Here is a 21422-nt window from a genome sequence, read left to right on the forward strand (position 1 = left end):
ACAAGAAGCCCCATATATGAAGAATGCAACGTTCTACCTTCTGGACAACGACACCCATCAGGATGGCCTCAGCGCCGTCGAACAGCTGGTGTGTGACATTGCCGCAGAACGTTGGCGCGCAGGTAAACGCGTTCTGATTGCCTGTGAAGATGAACAGCAGGCGATTCGCCTTGATGAAGCCCTGTGGGCCCGCCCACCGGAGAGTTTTGTCCCGCACAACCTGTCGGGCGAAGGTCCGCGCGGTGGCGCCCCGGTCGAGATCGCCTGGCCACAAAAGCGCAACAGCAGCGCGCGCAATATTCTCATTAGCCTGCGGGCAGACTTTGCAGATTTTGCCACCGCTTTCACAGAAGTGGTAGACTTTGTCCCTTACGAAGAATCTTTGAAACAACTGGCGCGCGAACGCTATAAAGCGTACCGCCTGGCTGGTTTTAACCTGAATACGGCAACCTGGAAATAATGGAAAAGACATATAACCCACGCGATATCGAACAGCCGCTTTACGAGCACTGGGAACAGCAGGGCTATTTCAAGCCTAACGGCGACGAAAGCAAAGAGTCCTTCTGCATCATGATCCCGCCGCCGAACGTCACCGGCAGTTTGCATATGGGACATGCTTTCCAGCAGACCATCATGGACACCATGATCCGCTACCAGCGCATGCAGGGTAAAAACACCCTGTGGCAGGCGGGGACTGACCACGCGGGTATCGCGACCCAGATGGTGGTTGAGCGTAAAATTGCCGCTGAAGAAGGAAAAACCCGCCACGACTACGGTCGCGACGCCTTCATCGACAAAATCTGGCAGTGGAAAGCGGAATCCGGCGGCACCATTACCCGTCAGATGCGCCGCCTCGGCAACTCCGTGGACTGGGAGCGCGAGCGCTTCACCATGGATGAAGGCCTGTCCAATGCCGTGAAAGAAGTTTTCGTCCGTCTGTACAAAGAAGACCTGATTTACCGTGGCAAGCGCCTGGTGAACTGGGATCCGAAACTGCGTACTGCCATCTCTGACCTGGAAGTGGAAAACCGCGAGTCGAAAGGCTCCATGTGGCACATCCGCTATCCGCTGGCCGACGGCGCAAAAACCGCAGACGGTAAAGATTATCTGGTCGTTGCCACCACCCGTCCGGAAACCCTGCTGGGCGATACCGGCGTGGCCGTTAACCCGGAAGATCCGCGTTATAAAGATCTGATCGGCAAATTTGTGGTGCTTCCGCTGGTAAACCGCCGTATTCCGATTGTGGGCGACGAACACGCCGACATGGAAAAAGGCACTGGCTGCGTGAAAATCACTCCGGCGCACGACTTCAACGACTATGAAGTGGGTCGTCGTCACGCCCTGCCAATGATCAACATTCTGACCTTCGACGGTGATATCCGTGAAAGCGCAGAAGTGTACGACACCAAAGGCAACGAATCTGACGTTTACTCCAGCGAGATCCCGGCTGAATTCCAGAAACTGGAACGTTTTGCCGCGCGTAAAGCGATTGTGGCTGCCGTTGACGCACTCGGCCTGCTGGAAGAGATTAAACCTCACGACCTGACCGTGCCGTACGGCGATCGTGGTGGCGTAGTTATCGAGCCAATGCTGACCGACCAGTGGTACGTCCGTGCCGATGTGCTGGCGAAACCGGCGGTGGAAGCGGTTGAAAACGGCAGCATCCAGTTTGTGCCGAAGCAGTACGAAAACATGTACTTCTCCTGGATGCGTGATATTCAGGACTGGTGTATCTCCCGTCAGCTGTGGTGGGGTCACCGCATCCCGGCATGGTATGACAACGAAGGCAACGTCTACGTTGGCCGCAGCGAAGACGAAGTGCGTCAGGAAAACAACCTGAGCGCTGACGTTGCGCTGCGTCAGGACGAAGACGTACTGGATACCTGGTTCTCTTCCGCGCTGTGGACCTTCTCCACCCTTGGCTGGCCTGAGAACACCGACGCGCTGCGTCAGTTCCACCCAACCAGCGTGATGGTGTCCGGTTTCGACATCATCTTCTTCTGGATTGCGCGCATGATCATGATGACCATGCACTTCATCAAAGACGAAGACGGCAAGCCTCAGGTTCCGTTCCATACCGTCTATATGACCGGTCTGATCCGTGATGATGAAGGCCAGAAGATGTCCAAATCCAAGGGTAACGTTATCGACCCACTGGATATGGTTGACGGTATTTCGCTGGAAGATCTGCTGGAAAAACGTACCGGCAACATGATGCAGCCGCAGCTGGCAGAGAAAATCCGCAAGCGCACCGAGAAGCAGTTCCCGAACGGGATTGAGTCTCACGGTACCGACGCCCTGCGCTTCACCCTGGCGGCGCTGGCCTCGACCGGCCGCGACATCAACTGGGACATGAAGCGTCTGGAAGGTTACCGTAACTTCTGTAACAAGCTGTGGAATGCCAGCCGCTTCGTGCTGATGAACACCGAAGATCAGGATTGCGGCTTCAACGGCGGCGAGATGACCCTGTCCCTGGCGGACCGCTGGATCCTGGCGGAATTCAACCAGACCGTGAAAGCGTTCCGTGAGGCGCTGGACAGCTACCGCTTCGATATCGCAGCGGGCATTCTGTATGAATTCACCTGGAACCAGTTCTGCGACTGGTACCTGGAGCTGGCGAAGCCGGTGATGAACGGCGGTTCTGAAGCGGAGCTGCGCGGCACGCGCAACACGCTGATTACCGTTCTGGAAGGTCTGCTGCGCCTGGCGCATCCGGTCATTCCATTCATTACCGAAACCATCTGGCAGCGCGTGAAAGTGATTGCAGGTATCAATGCCGATACCATCATGCTGCAGCCGTTCCCGGAATTCGATGCTGCGCGCGTTGATGAAGCCGCTGCTGCCGATACCGAATGGCTGAAGCAGGCGATTGTTGCCGTGCGTAACGTTCGTGCAGAAATGAACATCGCCCCGAGCAAGCCGCTGGAACTGCTGCTGCGCGGCTGCAGCGAGGCTGCCGTGCGTCGCGTGAACGAGAACAGCACCTTCCTGAAAACGATGGCGCGTCTGGAAAGCATCACCGTGCTGCCTGCAGATGACAAAGGTCCGGTTTCCGTGACCAAAATCATCGACGGCGCCGAGCTGCTGATCCCGATGGCAGGTCTGATCGACAAAGATGCTGAGCTGGCGCGTCTGGCGAAAGAAGTGGCGAAAGTCGACGTAGAAATTGGCAAAATCGAAAGCAAACTGGCGAACGAAGGCTTTGTCGCCCGTGCGCCGGAGGCGGTCATTGCCAAAGAGCGTGAACGTCTGGTTGCCTTCGCGGATGCGAAGACCAAGCTGATTGAGCAGCAGGCGGTTATTGCTGCCCTGTAATGCTTTTACCCCTTACGCTTCAGGGCGTAAGGGGTACCCTTCCTGAAAACTCCTCGCTTGCACTCCCTTTTCTGCGGTGCTATTAACAGCAGTTGTGTGTCAATTTTTGTCATGAGTAATACTATGAGCGTGATTACCCCCGTCGCGACGACGATGCGTCGGATCACTGAGCAGGACAATCCGGCTATTGCCACCGTTATCCGCACCGTTTCTGCGGAGTATGGGCTGACAGCGGATAAAGGCTATACCGTTGCTGACCCCAATCTTGACGAGCTTTTTCAGCTCTACAGCCAACCGGGCCACGCCTATTGGGTCATAGAGCAGGACGGCCAGGTAGTAGGCGGTGGCGGCGTTGCGCCGCTGAGCTGCAGCGAGCCGGACATCTGTGAGCTACAGAAAATGTATTTCCTGCCGTCCGCTCGCGGACAAGGGCTGGCAAAAAAACTGGCGCAGCTCGCCCTTGATCATGCTCGTACTCAGGGTTTTACGCGCTGTTACCTCGAAACAACCGCCTTCCTCAAAGAGGCCATCGGCCTGTATGAACATCTTGGCTTTGAGCATATCGATGCGCCGCTGGGCTGCACGGGCCACGTCGACTGCGAAGTGAGAATGCTGAAAAATCTGTAAATTTTGTTCCTGCCCCCTTCTGTTAAGCGGCCGTAAACTGAATGCTCTACACTCTCAGTTCACACCACAATGGGGGAAACACGATGTCGAAGATAAAAAGCTACGCCGCACCGCAGGCGGGTGCAGAACTTGAGCTGTACGAATACGATGCGGGCGAACTAAAAGCAGAAGACGTCGAAGTGCAGGTTGATTACTGCGGGATCTGTCACTCGGATCTCTCGATGATCGACAACGAATGGGGCTTCTCGAGCTATCCACTGATTGCCGGGCATGAAGTCATTGGTCGCGTCGCGGCGCTCGGTAGCGCCGCCCAGGACAAAGGGCTGAAGGTCGGCCAGCGCGTAGGTATTGGCTGGACGGCACGCAGCTGCGGTCATTGTGATGCTTGTATCAGCGGCAACCAGATCAACTGCCTTGAAGGCGCGGTGCCAACCATTCTGAACAAAGGCGGATTTGCCGATAAACTGCGTGCCGACTGGCAATGGGTTATCCCCCTGCCGGAGAGCATTGATATTGAATCCGCCGGTCCGCTGCTGTGTGGCGGTATCACCGTCTTTAAACCACTGCTGATGCACCACGTCACTGCGACCAGCCGCGTAGGCGTCATTGGTATTGGCGGCCTGGGACATATTGCCATCAAACTGCTGCACGCAATGAGCTGTGAAGTGACGGCGTTCAGCTCGAACCCGGCAAAAGAACAGGAAGTGCTGGCGATGGGTGCGGATAAAGTGGTGAACAGCCGCGATCCTGAGGCGCTGAAGGCGCTGGCGGGTCAGTTTGATCTGATCATCAACACCGTCAACGTCGATCTCAACTGGCAGCCATACTTTGAAGCGCTGGCCTACGGCGGTAACTTCCACACCGTGGGTGCGGTGATGAAGCCTCTGCCGGTTCCGGCGTTTACCCTGATCGGCGGGGATCGCAGCGTATCCGGTTCCGCAACCGGTACGCCGTACGAGTTGCGCAAGCTGATGAAGTTCGCCGGACGCACCAAAGTGGCGCCCACCACCGAGCTTTATCCGATGTCGAAAATTAACGAAGCTATCCAGCACGTACGCGACGGGAAAGCCCGGTATCGCGTGGTGTTGAAAGCGGATTTTTGATGTGAGTTTGCCGGGTGGCGGCTTCGCCTTACCCGGCCTACTTTTACCGCTGTGCCAATACGTTAAATACTTCTGCCACCGCAACCGCCCCCGGATCCATCACGCCATCCAGGTTCTCTTTGTTCACATACGACGAGCGCCCTGCTCCTGCTTTCTCCATTTTTGCCGTTGCTTCTGCCCCCTGCTGCGCTGCCTGCGCCGCTGCCTGAAGATCATTTTTCTGCAACGCCTCCAGCGCCGGTTGTAGCGCATCGATCAGGGTGCGATCGCCGAGATCCGCGCCGCCATACTGCTTCATTTGCGCCAGCCCGCTCAGCAGCGCATCCGGAAGCGATTTTCCGTCATGCAACTTTTGCCCGGCTGCCGTAAAGAAGATCGACATCAGTACGCCACTCGATCCGCCCATCACCGTTGCCAGCCGCTCCCCTACCAGCAGCAGAAGCTTAGAGACATCATCAAGCGGAAGCGCATGCTCCTCCAGACGCTGCGCAATATCCCGCGCGCCTTGCGCAAAGGTGGAGCCGGTATCGCCGTCGCCCACTTTGGCATCCAGCGCGTTCAGACGATTTTCCAGTTGGATCAGCGTCCTGGCTACCGAGGAGACAGACTTTTCGACCTGTGGGTTTTCCGACGGAGTGTATTCCACGCGGTCATGGATGGCACTATGTGCGACGGTACGCAGTGGCGCAAACGCCACGGGTTTCTGCCAGCCCAGCGTTTCCACCTCTTCATGAAGCGCTTTTTCGAACAGATCGTTGAGCTTCAGCAGCGTCAGCGAAAAACCCTTCATATCCAGAGCGCTTACCAGCGGGGCCGGGCCAATAAGATAAGCAATACTCTCTTTCAGCGCCGAGTGCGCCAGCTCTTTGGTCAGTAACGCCATTTCCAGCGCCGATACGCCACCAAGATTGTTAATCAGCACCGCAAAGCGCCCTTCACCCGCCTGCGCTTTCAGCGGGGTCACCAGCGTGTCGATAATCGCTTTGCTGTTTTGTGTGTCGACAACGGAAGCGCCCGGCTCACCGTGGATCCCCAGCCCCAGCTCGACATGACCCTGCTTAATGCGTCCCTCTTCATCGTCACTGCCCGGCAGGTTGCAGGTTTGCATCGCCACGCCCAGACTCCAGAGGTTATCGCAGGCCTGTTGCGCAATATCCCGCACTTCACTCAACGATTTCCCCTGCTCCGCCGCATAGCCCGCAATCTTATGCACCAGCGCCGTACCGGCAATACCGCGCGGCTGTTTGTTGTCGGGCAGCGCGATATCGTCCGCCACAATCACCATTTCGACCTTCAGCCCGTAACGTTTGGCCTTCTCGGCCGCCAGACCGAAGTTCAGCCGATCGCCGGTGTAATTTTTGACAATCAGCAGACAGCCGCGATCGCCCGTGACCGCGACAATGGCATTCAGCACCGCATCCACGCTCGGCGAGGCAAACAGATCGCCGCAGACGGCAGCCGTCAGCATGCCTTTGCCGACAAACCCGGCATGCGCGGGCTCGTGGCCAGAGCCGCCGCCGGAGATCACCGCCACGCGGCTTTTGTCCCAGTCACCGCGCGCGACAATCCTGATGGCAGGATCAATATCGAGTTTGACGAGATTCGCGTGTGGCGCAGAAAGCAGTATGCCTTCAATGGCATCGTTGACCAGCTGTTTGCGATCGTTAAAGAAGAATCTGGACATAGTTTCCCACTATTTTGTTAACCGTATGCAAAAGCATAGTCCGCGCTGGATAATGCGCCGCAAAGTCAGCAATTTACTCAGCCATTTTGCCGTCAGGTTGCCTATACTCCACCCAGGACTAAGAGAGGAAGCGCATTATGAGTACACCATTGTTAATTGCCCGGACGCTGGAAAAAGAGCTGTATCTGCTGCCCGCGATGGCGAACCGCCACGGCCTGATCACCGGCGCGACCGGGACGGGGAAAACCGTCACCCTGCAGAAGCTGGCGGAGTCGCTTTCAGAGATTGGCGTGCCGGTCTTTATGGCTGACGTGAAAGGCGATTTAACCGGTGTGGCTCAGGAGGGTACCGCCTCTGAAAAATTGCTCGAGCGGCTGAAGAATATTGGCATCACGGACTGGACGCCGCACGGCAACCCGGTGGTGGTATGGGATATCTTCGGTGAGAAAGGCCACCCGGTCCGCGCCACCGTCTCCGACCTCGGCCCGCTGCTGCTCGCCCGTCTGCTTAACCTTAACGATGTCCAGTCCGGGGTACTGAATATTATCTTCCGCATCGCCGATGACCAGGGACTGCTGCTGCTCGATTTCAAAGATCTGCGGGCCATTACCCAGTACATCGGGGATAACGCTAAATCTTTCCAGAACCAGTACGGCAATATCAGCAGCGCTTCTGTCGGCGCGATTCAACGCGGGTTGCTCACTCTTGAACAACAGGGTGCCGAACACTTCTTTGGTGAACCGATGCTGGATATCAAAGACTGGATGCGCACCGACAGCAGCGGCAAAGGCATCATCAACATTCTGAGCTCAGAGAAGCTCTACCAGATGCCGAAACTCTACGCCGCCAGCCTGCTGTGGATGCTCTCCGAGCTTTATGAACAGCTGCCCGAAGCGGGTGACCTGGAAAAACCGAAGCTGGTGTTCTTCTTTGACGAAGCGCACCTGCTGTTCAACGACGCCCCACAGGTCTTGCTGGATAAGATTGAACAGGTCATCCGCCTGATCCGCTCCAAAGGCGTCGGCGTCTGGTTTGTCTCGCAAAACCCGTCGGATATCCCCGATAACGTGCTCGGGCAGCTCGGCAACCGCGTCCAGCATGCCCTGCGCGCCTTCACGCCAAAGGATCAGAAAGCGGTGAAAGCCGCCGCGCAAACCATGCGTGCGAATCCAGCCTTTGATACCGAAGCCGCCATTCAGGCGCTGGGCACCGGTGAAGCGCTGATATCGTTCCTTGATGCGAAGGGCAGCCCATCCATCGTGGAACGTGCGATGGTGATTGCGCCCTGCTCGCGTATGGGGCCCGTCACTGATGATGAACGTAACGGCCTGATTAACCATTCTCCGGTTTACGGTAAGTACGAAGACGAGGTGGATCGCGAGTCCGCGTTTGAGATGCTGCAAAAAGGCGTGCAGGCAACAACGGAGTCCCAGGATGCCCCTGCCGCAAAAGGGCAGTCCGTCGCCGTAGATGATGGCATTCTCGGTGGACTCAAAGACATTCTGTTTGGCAGCACCGGTCCGCGCGGCGGCAAACGCGACGGCGTGGTGCAAACCATGGCGAAAAGCGCGGCGCGGCAGGTCACCAATCAGATTGTACGCGGCATGCTGGGGAGTTTGTTAGGCGGCCGTCGCCGGTAGACGGGGAACCCACGGGCGCCCCAGCGCCGAACCCTGTACGCCGTTTTCCTGCAGATAGCGGTCAATTTCCACCATCCCCGTCCAGCGGTTCTCACACCAGAGCGGTGCCAGAAGCGTTGGACGGCGGGCGCTGGCCGAGATGCGATGGTAAACAATCTCTGGCGGCGTGTGGCGAATCATCTCCCCCGCGGTCACCGTATAGTCCTCAAGCTCAATACCGCTCAACCGCCCCGCTTGCCAGGCTTTCGCCATAATGCTTCCCGTAACGATGTGCAGCGGATGCAGCTTGATACCGTCCACGCCTGTCTCAACGACCTTTTCCAGCGTCTCCAGGCCGTGCTGCTGCCCTTCGCCAGGGAGACCGACAATCAGGTGTGAACAGACCTTCAACCCACGCGCGCGCGCGAGGCGTGTGGTGCGCTGGTAACAGGCGAAATCATGGCCACGGTTAATGCGGTGCAGGGTTTTGTCATGTGCGGTCTGCAAGCCCAGTTCCAGCCAGATCTCGTAGCCTTGCTCCTTATACTCGCTGAGCAAGTCCAGCACCGCTTCCGGCACACAGTCCGGACGCGTACCGACGCACAACCCCACAATGTTCGCCTGCGTGACTGCCTGCTGATACATGGACCGCAGCACCTGCACTTCCGCCCAGGTACTGGTGTACGCCTGGAAATAGGCCAGATACTGCTTTGCGCGGTTAACCCGGCTGGCCTGATGTGCGAGCTGCTCTGCAATAGATTTATGCTGCTGAGCTTCGTCAGCAAAGGAGGCCACGTTACAGAAAGTGCAGCCACCGCGCCCGATGGTGCCATCGCGATTCGGACAGCTAAAACCGCCGTGCAGCGTCAGCTTGTGAACCTTTTGCCCGTAGCGCTGCAAAAGATCCCCACCAAACATATTGACTAATTTCTGTAACTGCATAATCTGATAGACCGTCCCAAAGAAAGGGGACAAGCCTGCCATTTTTAGCCTCTGTCGGCGATGACCTGGATCAATCGCCCTGGACGGCCTTTATCTATATGAATAAATACTCAGGATTACTGCAGTTTCATTCACACCACCTGTGATTACTTTTCCTTATGTTCTGATTGTTTTTTTCATTTATAGCGCCAGCACTGAAAAACAGTGACTTTATGCGGGTTTAGAACCCATGCCAGATTATTGTTCTGCGTTAAAACCACTATTCAGCACGCTACGTTGATAATACCGCTTACATATAGTGAGACAGATCACACTCCGTTGCGGTCTACAAGGGCTTTTAATCAATGTAAAAATAGTTAAATATCCTTTATTTACAAACACATAGTCACTCTTTAGCACATTTTTGGATAAATAAGATTGCCATTTGACCTGTGTACCAATTCCCGATAAGTTGGAAATCCGCTGGAAGCTTTCTGGATGAGCGGCCTGCTCATCATATTTATGCAGTAATTGAGATTCCCTCTGAAGCAAGTCCTCAAACTTGTTTACCTGCGCGAAAGGATGAAAAGAGGGCGAATGCGAGGTACGCGTATGAAGCGCAAACCCCGTCGCCATGCTCTTTCTGCGCCTGTGCGCCACGGTAAAGTTCAGAGAGAAGCCCGACGAGCCTGGGGAGGTTCACTGATATGTTGTACGATAAATCCCTTGAGAAGGATAACTGTGGTTTCGGCCTGATCGCCCACATAGAAGGCGAACCTAGCCACAAGGTAGTGCGTACCGCTATTCACGCACTGGCCCGTATGCAGCACCGTGGCGCCATCCTTGCTGATGGTAAAACCGGCGACGGTTGTGGCCTGCTGCTGCAAAAACCGGATCGTTTCTTCCGTATCGTTGCGGAAGAGCGCGGCTGGCGTTTAGCCAAAAACTACGCTGTCGGTATGCTGTTCCTGAACCAGGATCCTGAAAAGGCTGCCGCTTCACGCCGCATCGTCGAAGAAGAACTTCAGCGTGAAACCCTGTCGATTGTCGGCTGGCGCGATGTGCCAACCAACGAAGGGGTGCTCGGTGAAATCGCCCTCTCCTCACTGCCTCGTATTGAGCAGATTTTTGTTAACGCGCCTGCGGGCTGGCGTCCGCGCGATATGGAACGCCGCCTGTTTATCGCCCGTCGCCGCATTGAAAAACGTCTCCAGGACGATAAAGAGTTCTACGTCTGTAGCCTCTCCAACCTGGTCAATATCTATAAAGGTCTGTGTATGCCGGCTGATCTGCCGCGCTTTTACCTGGACCTGGCGGACCTGCGTCTGGAATCGGCCATTTGCCTGTTCCACCAGCGCTTCTCCACCAACACCGTTCCACGCTGGCCGCTGGCGCAGCCGTTCCGCTATCTGGCGCACAACGGCGAGATCAACACCATCACCGGTAACCGCCAGTGGGCTCGCGCCCGTACTTATAAGTTCCAGACGCCACTGATCCCTGACCTGCACGACGCTGCGCCGTTCGTGAATGAAACTGGCTCGGACTCAAGCTCCATGGACAACATGCTGGAGCTGCTGCTGGCGGGCGGGATGGACATCGTGCGCGCCATGCGTCTGCTGGTGCCACCGGCATGGCAGAACAACCCGGATATGGACCCTGAGCTGCGCGCCTTCTTCGACTTTAACTCCATGCACATGGAGCCGTGGGACGGCCCGGCGGGCATCGTTATGTCCGACGGTCGTTTTGCCGCCTGCAACCTGGACCGTAACGGTCTGCGTCCGGCGCGATACGTCATCACAAAAGACAAGCTCATCACCTGTGCCTCTGAAGTCGGTATCTGGGATTACCAGCCTGATGAAGTGGTCGAGAAAGGCCGCGTCGGTCCGGGCGAGCTGATGGTTATTGACACCCGCGGTGGGCGCATCCTGCACTCTGCCGAAACCGATCACGATCTGAAGAGCCGTCATCCATACAAAGAGTGGATGGAGAAGAACGTGCGTCGTCTGGTGCCGTTTGAAGATTTGTCGGACGAAGAAGTGGGCAGCCGCGAGCTGGACGACGATACGCTAGCAAGTTTCCAGAAACAGTTTAACTACAGCGCGGAAGAGCTGGACTCGGTTATCCGTGTGCTCGGTGAAAACGGCCAGGAAGCAGTCGGCTCCATGGGTGACGATACCCCATTTGCCGTGCTCTCCAGCCAGCCACGCATCATTTATGACTACTTCCGCCAGCAGTTCGCGCAGGTTACTAACCCGCCAATCGATCCGCTGCGTGAAGCCCACGTGATGTCCCTGGCCACCAGCATCGGTCGCGAGATGAACGTCTTCTGCGAAGCCGAAGGCCAGGCGCACCGTCTGACCTTTAAATCGCCGATCCTGCTGTACTCCGACTTCAAACAGCTCACCACCATGACCGAGGAGCACTACCGCGCCGACACGCTCGACATTACGTTTGACGTGAACGACGCGAGCCTCGAAGAGACGGTGAATGCGCTGTGTGACAAAGCCGAACAGATGGTGCGTAACGGTACCGTTCTGCTGGTGCTGTCTGACCGCAATATCGCGAAAAACCGTCTGCCGGTGCCTGCGCCAATGGCGGTGGGTGCTATCCAGACGCGTCTGGTGGATAAGAGCCTGCGCTGCGATGCCAACATTATTGTTGAAACCGCCAGCGCCCGCGACCCGCACCACTTTGCCGTGCTGTTAGGTTTTGGCGCGACGGCGATCTACCCGTACCTGGCCTACGAAACGCTGGCCCGTCTGGTGGATACCCGCGCGATCGACAAAGATTACCGTACTGTGATGCTGAACTACCGTAACGGCATCAACAAAGGCCTGTACAAGATCATGTCCAAAATGGGCATCTCGACCATTGCCTCTTATCGCTGTTCGAAGCTCTTTGAAGCGGTCGGCCTGCATGATGACGTGGCAAATCTCTGCTTCCAGGGCGTGGTTAGCCGTATCGGTGGAGCCGGTTTTGCTGACTTCCAGCAGGATCTGGTGAACCTGTCCAAACGTGCCTGGCTGGCACGTAAGCCGCTGGATCAAGGCGGTCTGCTGAAATACGTTCACGGTGGTGAATACCACGCCTATAACCCGGACGTGGTGCGCACGCTGCAGCAGGCGGTGCAGAGCGGTGAATACAGCGATTATCAGCAGTATGCTGAGCTGGTGAACAACCGTCCGGCGGCGACGCTGCGCGATCTCATTGCCCTGAATCCGGGTGATGAAGCGGTCAGCATTGACGACGTTGAGCCTGCTTCCGAGCTGTTCAAACGCTTCGACACCGCGGCAATGTCCATTGGCGCACTGAGCCCGGAAGCCCACGAGGCGCTGGCCGAAGCCATGAACAGCATCGGCGGTAACTCCAACTCCGGTGAAGGCGGTGAAGATCCGGCGCGTTACGGCACCAATAAAGTGTCCCGTATCAAGCAGGTGGCATCCGGTCGTTTTGGCGTGACGCCTGCGTACCTGGTCAACGCCGACGTGATTCAGATTAAAGTCGCTCAGGGTGCGAAACCGGGCGAAGGCGGTCAGTTGCCGGGGGATAAAGTTACCCCGTACATCGCCAAACTACGCTACTCGGTGCCGGGAGTGACGCTGATCTCCCCGCCACCGCACCACGATATCTACTCTATCGAGGACTTAGCGCAGCTGATTTTCGACCTGAAACAGGTCAACCCGAAAGCGATGATCTCCGTGAAGCTGGTTTCCGAACCGGGCGTGGGCACCATCGCTACCGGCGTGGCGAAAGCCTATGCGGATCTTATCACCATCGCCGGCTATGACGGCGGCACCGGCGCAAGCCCGCTCTCCTCCGTGAAATACGCGGGCTGCCCGTGGGAGCTTGGCCTGGTGGAAACCCAGCAGGCGCTGGTGGCTAACGGTCTGCGTCACAAGATCCGCCTGCAGGTGGACGGCGGCCTGAAAACGGGTCTCGACATCATTAAAGCGGCGATCCTCGGCGCGGAAAGCTTCGGCTTCGGTACCGGCCCAATGGTTGCGCTCGGCTGTAAATACCTGCGTATTTGCCACCTGAACAACTGCGCAACCGGCGTTGCTACCCAGGACGAGAAGCTGCGTAAGAACCACTATCACGGTCTGCCGTTCAAAGTGACCAACTACTTTGAGTTCATCGCCCGCGAAACCCGCGAGCTGATGGCGCAGCTGGGCGTGAAACGCCTGGTGGACCTGATTGGCCGTACCGACCTGCTGAAAGAGCTGGACGGTTTCACCGCTAAGCAGCAGAAGCTTGAGCTGTCTAAGCTGCTGGAAACCGCGCAGCCGCACCCTGGCAAAGCAGTCTACTGCACCGAGAACAACCCGCCGTTCGATAACGGCGTGCTGAACGCGCAGCTGTTGCAGCAGGCGAAACCGTACGTGGACGACAAGCAGAGCAAAACGTTCTGGTTTGATATCCGCAACACCGACCGCTCCGTGGGCGCCTCCCTCTCCGGCTACATCGCGCAAACGCACGGTGACCAGGGGCTGGCGGCGGATCCGATTACCGCGCACTTCAGCGGTACAGCGGGTCAGAGCTTCGGCGTATGGAACGCAGGCGGCGTTGAGCTGTATCTGACCGGCGATGCCAACGACTACGTCGGTAAAGGCATGGCGGGTGGTCTGCTGGCAGTGCGCCCTCCGGTCGGCTCTGCCTTCCGCAGCCACGAAGCGAGCATCATCGGTAACACCTGTCTGTACGGCGCGACCGGCGGTCGTCTGTTCGCCGCGGGCCGTGCGGGTGAGCGTTTTGCGGTGCGTAACTCCGGTGCCATCACCGTGGTGGAAGGCATTGGCGATAACGGTTGTGAATACATGACGGGCGGGATTGTTTGCGTTCTGGGTAAAACCGGCGTGAACTTTGGCGCAGGCATGACGGGCGGTTTTGCCTACGTCCTGGATGAAGACGGTGAGTTCCGCAAACGCGTGAACCCGGAACTGGTGGAAGTGCTGGACGTTGATACGCTGGCTATCCATGAAGAACACCTGCGCGGTTTGATTACCGAACACGTGCAGCATACCGGTTCTTCGCGCGGCGAAGAGATCCTGGCGAACTGGCCGGCGTTCTCAGCGAAATTTGCGCTGGTTAAACCGAAGTCCAGCGATGTTAAAGCCCTGTTGGGTCACCGTAGTCGTAGCGCAGCAGAGCTGCGCGTGCAGGCGCAGTAAGGAATTCAGATGAGCCAGAACGTATACCAGTTTATCGACCTGCAGCGTGTTGATCCGCCAAAGAAACCGCTGAAGATCCGTAAAATTGAATTTGTTGAGATTTACGAGCCGTTTTCAGAAGGCCAGGCCAAAGCGCAGGCAGACCGCTGCCTGTCCTGCGGTAACCCTTATTGCGAATGGAAATGCCCGGTCCATAACTACATCCCGAACTGGCTGAAGCTGGCCAACGAAGGGCGTATTTTTGAAGCCGCCGAACTCTCACACCAGACCAACACCCTGCCGGAAGTGTGCGGCCGCGTATGTCCTCAGGACCGCCTGTGTGAAGGTTCCTGTACCCTGAACGACGAGTTTGGTGCGGTGACCATCGGTAACATTGAGCGCTACATCAATGATAAAGCGTTCGAGATGGGCTGGCGTCCGGATATGACCGGCGTGAAGCAAACCGATAAGCGCGTGGCGATCATCGGTGCGGGCCCGGCGGGCCTGGCCTGTGCGGACGTGCTGACCCGCAACGGCGTGAAGGCGGTGGTCTTTGACCGTCATCCGGAAATCGGTGGTCTGCTGACCTTTGGTATTCCGGCCTTCAAGCTGGAAAAAGAGGTCATGACCCGTCGCCGTGAAATCTTCACCGGCATGGGCATTGAGTTCAAACTGAATGTGGAAGTGGGCCGCGACGTGCAGCTCGACGATCTGCTGAAGGATTACGACGCGGTGTTCCTCGGCGTGGGCACCTATCAGTCCATGCGCGGCGGTCTGGAGAACGAAGACGCGCCGGGCGTGTTTGATGCCCTGCCGTTCCTGATTGCCAATACCAAGCAGATTATGGGCTACGGCGAAACCGCCGACGAACCGTTCGTCAGCATGGAAGGCAAACGCGTGGTGGTGCTGGGCGGCGGTGATACCGCGATGGACTGCGTGCGAACCTCTATTCGTCAGAATGCGGCGCACGTCATCTGCGCCTACCGCCGTGACGAAGAGAACATGCCGGGCTCTAAACGCGAAGTGAAAAACGCGCGTGAAGAGGGCGTGGAATTCCAGTTCAACATCCAGCCTCTGGGTATTGAAGTGAATGCTAACGGCAAAGTGAGCGGCGTGAAGATGGCGCGCACGGAGATGGGTGCGCCGGATGCGAAAGGCCGTCGTCGTGCAGAGATTGTCGCAGGCTCTGAGCATGTGATCCCGGCTGATGCCGTGGTGATGGCGTTCGGTTTCCGTCCTCACAGCATGGAGTGGCTGGCGAAGCACAGCGTTGAGCTTGACTCTCAGGGTCGTATTATCGCCCCTGAAGGCAGCGATAACGCTTTCCAGACCAGCAACCCAAAAATCTTCGCGGGTGGCGATATCGTTCGCGGATCTGACCTGGTGGTGACAGCCATTGCCGAAGGGCGTAAAGCGGCCGACGGGATTATGAACTACCTGGAAGTGTAAGAAAAAAGCCGGAGGGTATTTACCCTCCGGCTTTTTTTATGCGGTTTACAGCCATTGATTATCACCCTACCCCGCATGCAGCTCCGCTTTTAAGGAGTGCCGCGAAGAGAAGGGTTACTTCGTCAATAAACTCCAGGACAAATCACTTTCCAGCGTAGTTTGATCTGTCAGATGGCTGAACGCGCTATCGTTGAGAACCGGCGAGAGCGTTACGTTGAAACTCATCTGCTGGCCGGAAGGAACCTGGTTATTCTCAAGCGCAATCACCGCCTCGTTATTACGCAGGTAGAGAGGTGTCGGCGTACCGTTTTCAGGCGTAAAATTTAGCTGATCAACTGTTTTACCCACACTGTAACTTTTGCCATCGACGGTCATGTTGTCAATTTTGACCGCGACACCACCGGACTGCCCAAAAAGAAACCGCCCCTTATCTCCAGCTGTACCGCGCAGTAACACCGCCATCTGCTGAGTCTGAGGACAGAAAACGTTGACCGTGATGTCACGATCGGCCATTTTGTGCCAGTCCTGTTGCGTCGCTTCGATCGTATCCCGACGCATCTCGTGATAATCCACCACCGGCTGTGAGAGGCTGATCTGGCAGTCTTCAGCATGGGTTACCCCTGTCATACCGAGCATCAGCAAGGCTACTAAGCCCGATAAGTGTCGACTGTTCATCGGCAGACTCCGTTCACTTCTTCGTAGAAGGCATTTTCGTCACGCTTATCAGCCAGAGTGTAATCAATCTTACACAGTCGGTTATTGTTACCGTCTAGCGCGTAGAGGGCGCTCAGCTGATCGGCATCGTTAATAAAGACGTGGCCATCATCAACCGTGGTCACGATATAGTTACCTTTCTCATCAACAATCGAGATCCCTTTATTCAGGGGCTGACCGTTAGCCTGCTTTACGCTCAGCATGACGCGGCGGCTGTTGAGTACTTTGAAATCAATCTCGCTGACCGAAGCATGGCCTGCGGCGATATATTTCGTGCCGTTAGCAAGCGTCATACTCTGCGGCAGCTTGTTAGCATCAATTTCTATGCGGGAGTTATGCCATTCGTTGAGAGAAGGCACCACGGCCTGGCCCCATGGATCGGTCCAGACGGTGCCTTGCGGAGTGGAAATTTCAACGCCGCTCTTCTTCTCGCTCAGTCTGGCAATCGCGAAGGTATCCTGAATCGAATACGGCGAGAAAGTCACGCCCTCTTTATGCATGGCCACGCCACCCGACAATGTCGCACTGTAGTTCCGCTGATTATCACCACTGGCTCCGCTCCCCACGCTTAGCTGCGTATAGTGGAGGTTAGTGTTGATGTTGCCATTGAAGCTGTTGTCTTTGGTATCCTGATCGCGATCGGCTGAGATGTAATAGTGCGTATTGTCTCCCAGCGAGCCGCTGTTAGACACGCCATAGGTGGTGCTATCACCCTGTTTACGCATATAGGAGCTGATCGACTGACTGCCACCGAGCGGGATGCTCACGTTGACGTAGAACATCTCATTGTCCTGATCGTCATCGACATTACCGACCGCACTTTGCCAGTTCATGGACACTGACGCGTACGAAAAGGTCTTGCCCCAGGACAGCAGGAGATAACGTGAGTCATCCCTACCACCATTGGTCTGGTTGTAGTTGAACCCTGCGCTAAACACCCCCGCCAGAGGGGAGGAGAAACGAACGTTGCCAGAATAGGTATTGTCATATCCCTGATAATCGTCATCCATTGCGTCAGCCATTTCGCGGTACTCGCCGCTGTAATGCGTCGCACTGCCTGAAAGACCGACATACTCGTTCAGGATATAATCACTTTGCAGATCGGTTTTTACTCCGCTGCTGCTGTCACCAAAGCTTGCACTGCTGACTGCTGCGCCCGTTGAAAGAGTCCAGTCATCGTTTATCAGGAACTCTGTTCTGCCGCCTGCTGCCTGGTAGTTTTCCGCAGCTGCACCAGAAGCCAGGAGATTCATCCACGGTGAGATGCGCCAGCCGTCAGAAATGTTCATTACCAGCGGATCGCTATATTCGCTTTCGATGCTGCGCACCTGACCTACAGAAAGGGTCAGCCCCTGTGGGCGTGAAAGGTTGCGCGCCCTTACCTGAGACGCCGGGACAATAAACCGGTTAGTCGCACCATCGGACTCTACCACCGAGACGTCCAGATCCACATTGTTGCGAACCACGGGCACGTCATCCAGCGTGAAGGGGCCAGCAGGGACAAGGGTACTGAAGACCAACTGCCCGTTCTGGCGGACTTCTACACGTGCCTGGGAAGACTGGGCGATACCGGAAACACTCACGCCAGAGCTTGTTTTCGCCAGGCCGCTGGTTGGCATAAACTGCACGCCGGTAATCGGCACGCCGCTCAACACGTTAGACATGGCGTTGATTTCACCCACCTGCATCGTCATCTTCTGCGCGGCAAATACATGTTCTGCATAGGTGTAAATGCTTTCAGCATTTCGGCTACCGTTGTCATCCGTCAGGATATAACGGCTGCGCAGCGCCCAGTCCATCGTGTTGAATCCGGCTTCCAGGCTGGCCTGAGAGTAGCGGCTAGTGTCGTTGTCGCCATAGTCGTTATGGGTACTGAACAATGAATAGTTCAGCAGCGCCGCCGTTCCGCCATGCTGAAAGTTTTTGATATCTGCTGACAGACTGTTCACCGCTTCAGCTGGCAGATAGAGTTCAACGGCTTCCTGGTTAGGCAAAGCGTTGATGATGGCTTTAGGATAGTTATCACGAATATCGTGACACGCCTCATCAGACTTTATTGGCACAGGCATCAGCCCGGCAAACTCCATGAGATCGTTGTCAAAGCAAAGCACGCCATCTTTGTTGAAACGAACTGCAGCCATTCCTCGCTCTTTCCCATTGATCTTCACCGAAACGGAGTGGGTTCCGGGTAAAAATCGCGGTGCTTCAGCGAAGTAATGGTTGAGATCTGTATTCAACCCCAGCGTTTGCATAATCCCCGTATCGAAGGTGACTTCCCTCGCCAGGACGGATGTCGAATCAAGTAATACCAGAGGTAATGTGCCGCAAAGAATGGCGCGGACACAAAATGCAAGGCGGCTTTGTTTAATCACCGTCATATCCCTATTTATTTAATTCCGATGTAAAGCTCGGTACCTCAACGCCATAGCGGCTGGCCGGGAAAAACTTAACGCTGCTGTCACCGCTGACTTTCTTTTTCATATCAGCCGTTAGCGTTTCGCCAGGAAGAATGTAGGTTTTGGACAGAGTGGCACTCACACCTGAAGGCAGCAGCATTACGTTCTGCCCAAGACGGACCACATATTTGCTAGGGTTTTTCACGGTGACAGACGCGCCGTTTGAAGACCACTTAAGGAACTTCCAGGCATCAGTAACCACTCCCAGAGATGCCGGACGAATAAGCACGGGGATATCCTGGCGAATGTTTATACCGATCTTGATTTTTTTATCATCGTTTTTAGGTGGAATACCGTCGAACGTGACGCGTTTATAATGCTCAACGTCCAACGGTTGTTTATTCTGAAGAATAAAGCGCAACTGCTGCGTCTGACCTAGCTCAAGACGTACCACTGGCTGCGTCGCAATAAGCTTAAGACCGGTATCATCCGGCAGATCAACGACATTCGTATATAAAAGTGAAGGGTGCGAGTCGGTATTCTTGACGTTTATCGTTCCACTGTGCGTCGCTTCATCAATGATTAACAGACTGGTTTCAGGCACCATGCCTTCTGCATGTACAGCAACACTGGCAGACAATAATGTGGCAGTAATAAGTGTATTAATTAAAGTGAATTTTAAACCTTGCATAATAATATCTCCTTGAAAGCAACAACAGAACAGTCCATGTTTATCGCTCCGTTAAAAAGAGAGTAAATGCAGCGCATTTACTCTCCGGTAATTAAATAACATTTACTCGATTAAAAAGTCTTACAGATAACGCAGACTGATTGTTACCTGACCGTCAAGCTGGGTGTCATCAGTGATCGCCAGCGTGGTGGTATCCTGGATCGCCAGGGAGGTTACCAGTGGGAAGGTTGCAGTTTCGAACGCCAGAGGAGCCAAAGAGCCAACAGTCGCAACGGTGAAATCACGATAGTTGTCGCCCTGAGTAGAACCGTTGCTGCTCTTAGTCCATACACCTGCAGAGCCCTGCTGGTAAATTGGATCAACAGTAGCACCATCAGCCACTACGCTGTCAGTTTTAACAAACATTGAATAAGAACCGATGCTTACTGGTGTTGCACCTGTAGTTTTACCGACACCATAAAGCTGGCTTTCAGAAGTCTGAGAATCCCCACCAAACATGCCATTCTCAACTTCGAGTTTCGCGTTTGAATCTTTGCGATCGTCAACCATGTTCCAGGAGACTTTCGTTGCCGCGGTGCAATTAATGGTCAGGTCGATATTTTTCTGACCCAGCTGGTTAACCGCTGTAGCACTCAAATTGCCCAGATTAATTGTACCGTAGTCAACGGTACCACCATTACTTAATGTTGGCGTACATGCTGCATTTGTCAGCGTACCCTTAACCTTCAGAACAGCGGTAGGGTTAGCAGCAAATGCTGATGTTACACACAGAGAAAGGGCGGTAGCGAGTAATACTTTTTTCACTTGTTAATCCTTAACATACGAGAAATTGCAATATTAAATCACGTAATGGTAAATGCCTTTACCGATTACTGATTGTAGTCATGCTTGTCAGCATGCGCCCATAATATTATTTTTATAAATACATGCAATTTAGCAAAATTAATTTTGATATTAAGAATATCAAAAAAATGATTATTTCCTTAATTTATTAAGGAATTACTCGTTTAAAAAGGAGATTAACATCAAAAAAATAATATTACCCAAAATTTACCTTTACTTTTATCACTGTTTTGATATTGGCTTAAATCACAATAATTCACAGGAATTATAAATCCATTTAATTATTAACCAAGTGATGAAGAATCAAGAGGTATAAACAATGCTTGTTTATACCTATCGTCACGATTATTTGAAATAAGAATAAAAAAAAGCCAGTGATATCACTGGCTTTTAATAAACAGGCCGCAAGCGGATTTATTTCACTACGCGTAGTGCTGGACGACCACCGCGCGGCGGCGGTGTGTCATCAGGATCGTCGTCGTCGTGATGGTCGGGCTTATCGCCGTCGATCACCGACATGACCGTTTCACCTTCAGCGCCAGCTTCTTCATCGTCATTGACGTGAATTGCGTCTTCGTCATACGCCGCTTCCGGCTCAAACATGGTGCCTGCACCGTTTTCACGCGCATAAATCGCCAGCACCGCAGCCAGCGGCACAGAAACCTGACGCGGTACACCGCCGAAACGCGCGTTAAAGCGCACTTCGTCGTTGGCCAGTTCGAGGTTACCCACCGCGCGTGGCGCGATGTTCAGTACGATTTGTCCGTCGCGTGCATATTCCATTGGAACCAGCACGCCCGGCAACGTCACATCCACAACCAGGTGCGGCGTGAGCTGGTTATCCAGCAGCCATTCATAGAAGGCGCGCAGCAGATACGGACGGCGTGGGGTCAGTTGTGACATTTCCACAGTC

At 55.0% G+C, this 21422-nt stretch carries 14 protein-coding genes; 7 read left to right on the forward strand and 7 right to left on the reverse strand.

The window, feature by feature from the left end:
• Window positions 1-16: 16 nt before the first annotated feature.
• The 4 genes from holC (at window position 17) to ahr (ending at window position 5045) form a co-directional block, all read left to right on the forward strand.
• Entirely contained in the window at window positions 17-460 is a 444-nt protein-coding gene (holC, locus tag BFV64_RS20970) for a DNA polymerase III subunit chi (RefSeq protein WP_069602413.1), read from the forward strand.
• Entirely contained in the window at window positions 460-3315 is a 2856-nt protein-coding gene (locus BFV64_RS20975; protein WP_014885405.1) for a valine--tRNA ligase, read from the forward strand. The genes holC and BFV64_RS20975 overlap by 1 nt, the downstream gene beginning before the upstream one ends.
• A gap of 123 nt (window positions 3316-3438) precedes the next feature.
• A complete protein-coding gene (locus BFV64_RS20980; RefSeq protein ID WP_014885406.1) occupies window positions 3439-3942 on the forward strand; it encodes a GNAT family N-acetyltransferase in 504 nt (167 codons plus the stop codon).
• 83 nt (window positions 3943-4025) lie between these two features.
• On the forward strand, window positions 4026-5045 hold the full coding sequence (ahr, locus tag BFV64_RS20985) for an NADPH-dependent aldehyde reductase Ahr (protein WP_045281405.1): 1020 nt from the start codon (window positions 4026-4028) through the stop codon (window positions 5043-5045).
• Between the two features lie 43 nt (window positions 5046-5088).
• Here ahr and BFV64_RS20990 read toward each other — a convergent pair whose 3' ends face one another.
• Window positions 5089-6729 carry a dihydroxyacetone kinase subunit DhaK gene (locus tag BFV64_RS20990; protein WP_045134764.1) on the reverse strand — a complete coding sequence of 547 codons (1641 nt, stop codon included), beginning with the start codon at window positions 6727-6729 and terminating at the stop codon, window positions 5089-5091.
• Window positions 6730-6866: 137 nt separating this feature from the next.
• On the opposite strand from BFV64_RS20990, the gene BFV64_RS20995 reads away from it, so the two are divergent.
• Window positions 6867-8369: a helicase HerA-like C-terminal domain-containing protein gene (locus BFV64_RS20995; protein ID WP_014885409.1), complete on the forward strand. Its 1503-nt coding sequence runs from the start codon at window positions 6867-6869 to the stop codon at window positions 8367-8369.
• Here BFV64_RS20995 and mnmL read toward each other — a convergent pair.
• On the reverse strand, window positions 8349-9290 hold the full coding sequence (gene mnmL, locus BFV64_RS21000) for a tRNA modification radical SAM protein MnmL/YtqA (protein ID WP_127341531.1): 942 nt from the start codon (window positions 9288-9290) through the stop codon (window positions 8349-8351). The two genes, BFV64_RS20995 and mnmL, sit on opposite strands and share 21 nt — an antisense overlap.
• A 686-nt stretch (window positions 9291-9976) precedes the next feature.
• Here mnmL and gltB point away from each other — a divergent pair.
• Together gltB and gltD are read left to right on the forward strand one after the other, a co-directional pair.
• Entirely contained in the window at window positions 9977-14437 is a 4461-nt protein-coding gene (gltB, locus tag BFV64_RS21005; RefSeq protein WP_059373484.1) for a glutamate synthase large subunit, read from the forward strand.
• A 9-nt stretch (window positions 14438-14446) separates the two neighbouring features.
• A complete protein-coding gene (gene gltD, locus BFV64_RS21010; RefSeq protein ID WP_045134760.1) occupies window positions 14447-15865 on the forward strand; it encodes a glutamate synthase subunit GltD in 1419 nt (472 codons plus the stop codon).
• 114 nt (window positions 15866-15979) lie between these two features.
• Here the strand turns inward: gltD and BFV64_RS21015 are convergent, their stop codons facing one another.
• From BFV64_RS21015 to sspB, 5 genes are all read right to left on the reverse strand, one after another.
• Window positions 15980-16540: a DUF1120 domain-containing protein gene (locus BFV64_RS21015; protein WP_014885413.1), complete on the reverse strand. Its 561-nt coding sequence runs from the start codon at window positions 16538-16540 to the stop codon at window positions 15980-15982.
• A complete protein-coding gene (locus tag BFV64_RS21020) occupies window positions 16537-18957 on the reverse strand; it encodes a fimbrial biogenesis usher protein (protein ID WP_069602414.1) in 2421 nt (806 codons plus the stop codon). Before BFV64_RS21020 ends, BFV64_RS21015 begins: the two co-directional genes overlap by 4 nt.
• A gap of 4 nt (window positions 18958-18961) precedes the next feature.
• Complete coding sequence (locus BFV64_RS21025) at window positions 18962-19666, reverse strand: fimbria/pilus chaperone family protein (RefSeq protein WP_069602415.1); 705 nt, start codon at window positions 19664-19666, stop codon at window positions 18962-18964.
• Between the two features lie 120 nt (window positions 19667-19786).
• Window positions 19787-20470 (reverse strand): DUF1120 domain-containing protein, encoded by a 684-nt coding sequence (locus BFV64_RS21030; RefSeq protein ID WP_059372552.1) that lies wholly within the window; start codon window positions 20468-20470, stop codon window positions 19787-19789.
• A 453-nt stretch (window positions 20471-20923) separates the two neighbouring features.
• Complete coding sequence (sspB, locus tag BFV64_RS21035; RefSeq protein WP_014885417.1) at window positions 20924-21418, reverse strand: ClpXP protease specificity-enhancing factor; 495 nt, start codon at window positions 21416-21418, stop codon at window positions 20924-20926.
• Between the last annotated feature and the right edge of the window lie 4 nt (window positions 21419-21422).

Source organism: Enterobacter kobei, assembly GCF_001729765.1.
Taxonomy (GTDB): Bacteria; Pseudomonadota; Gammaproteobacteria; order Enterobacterales; family Enterobacteriaceae; genus Enterobacter; species Enterobacter kobei.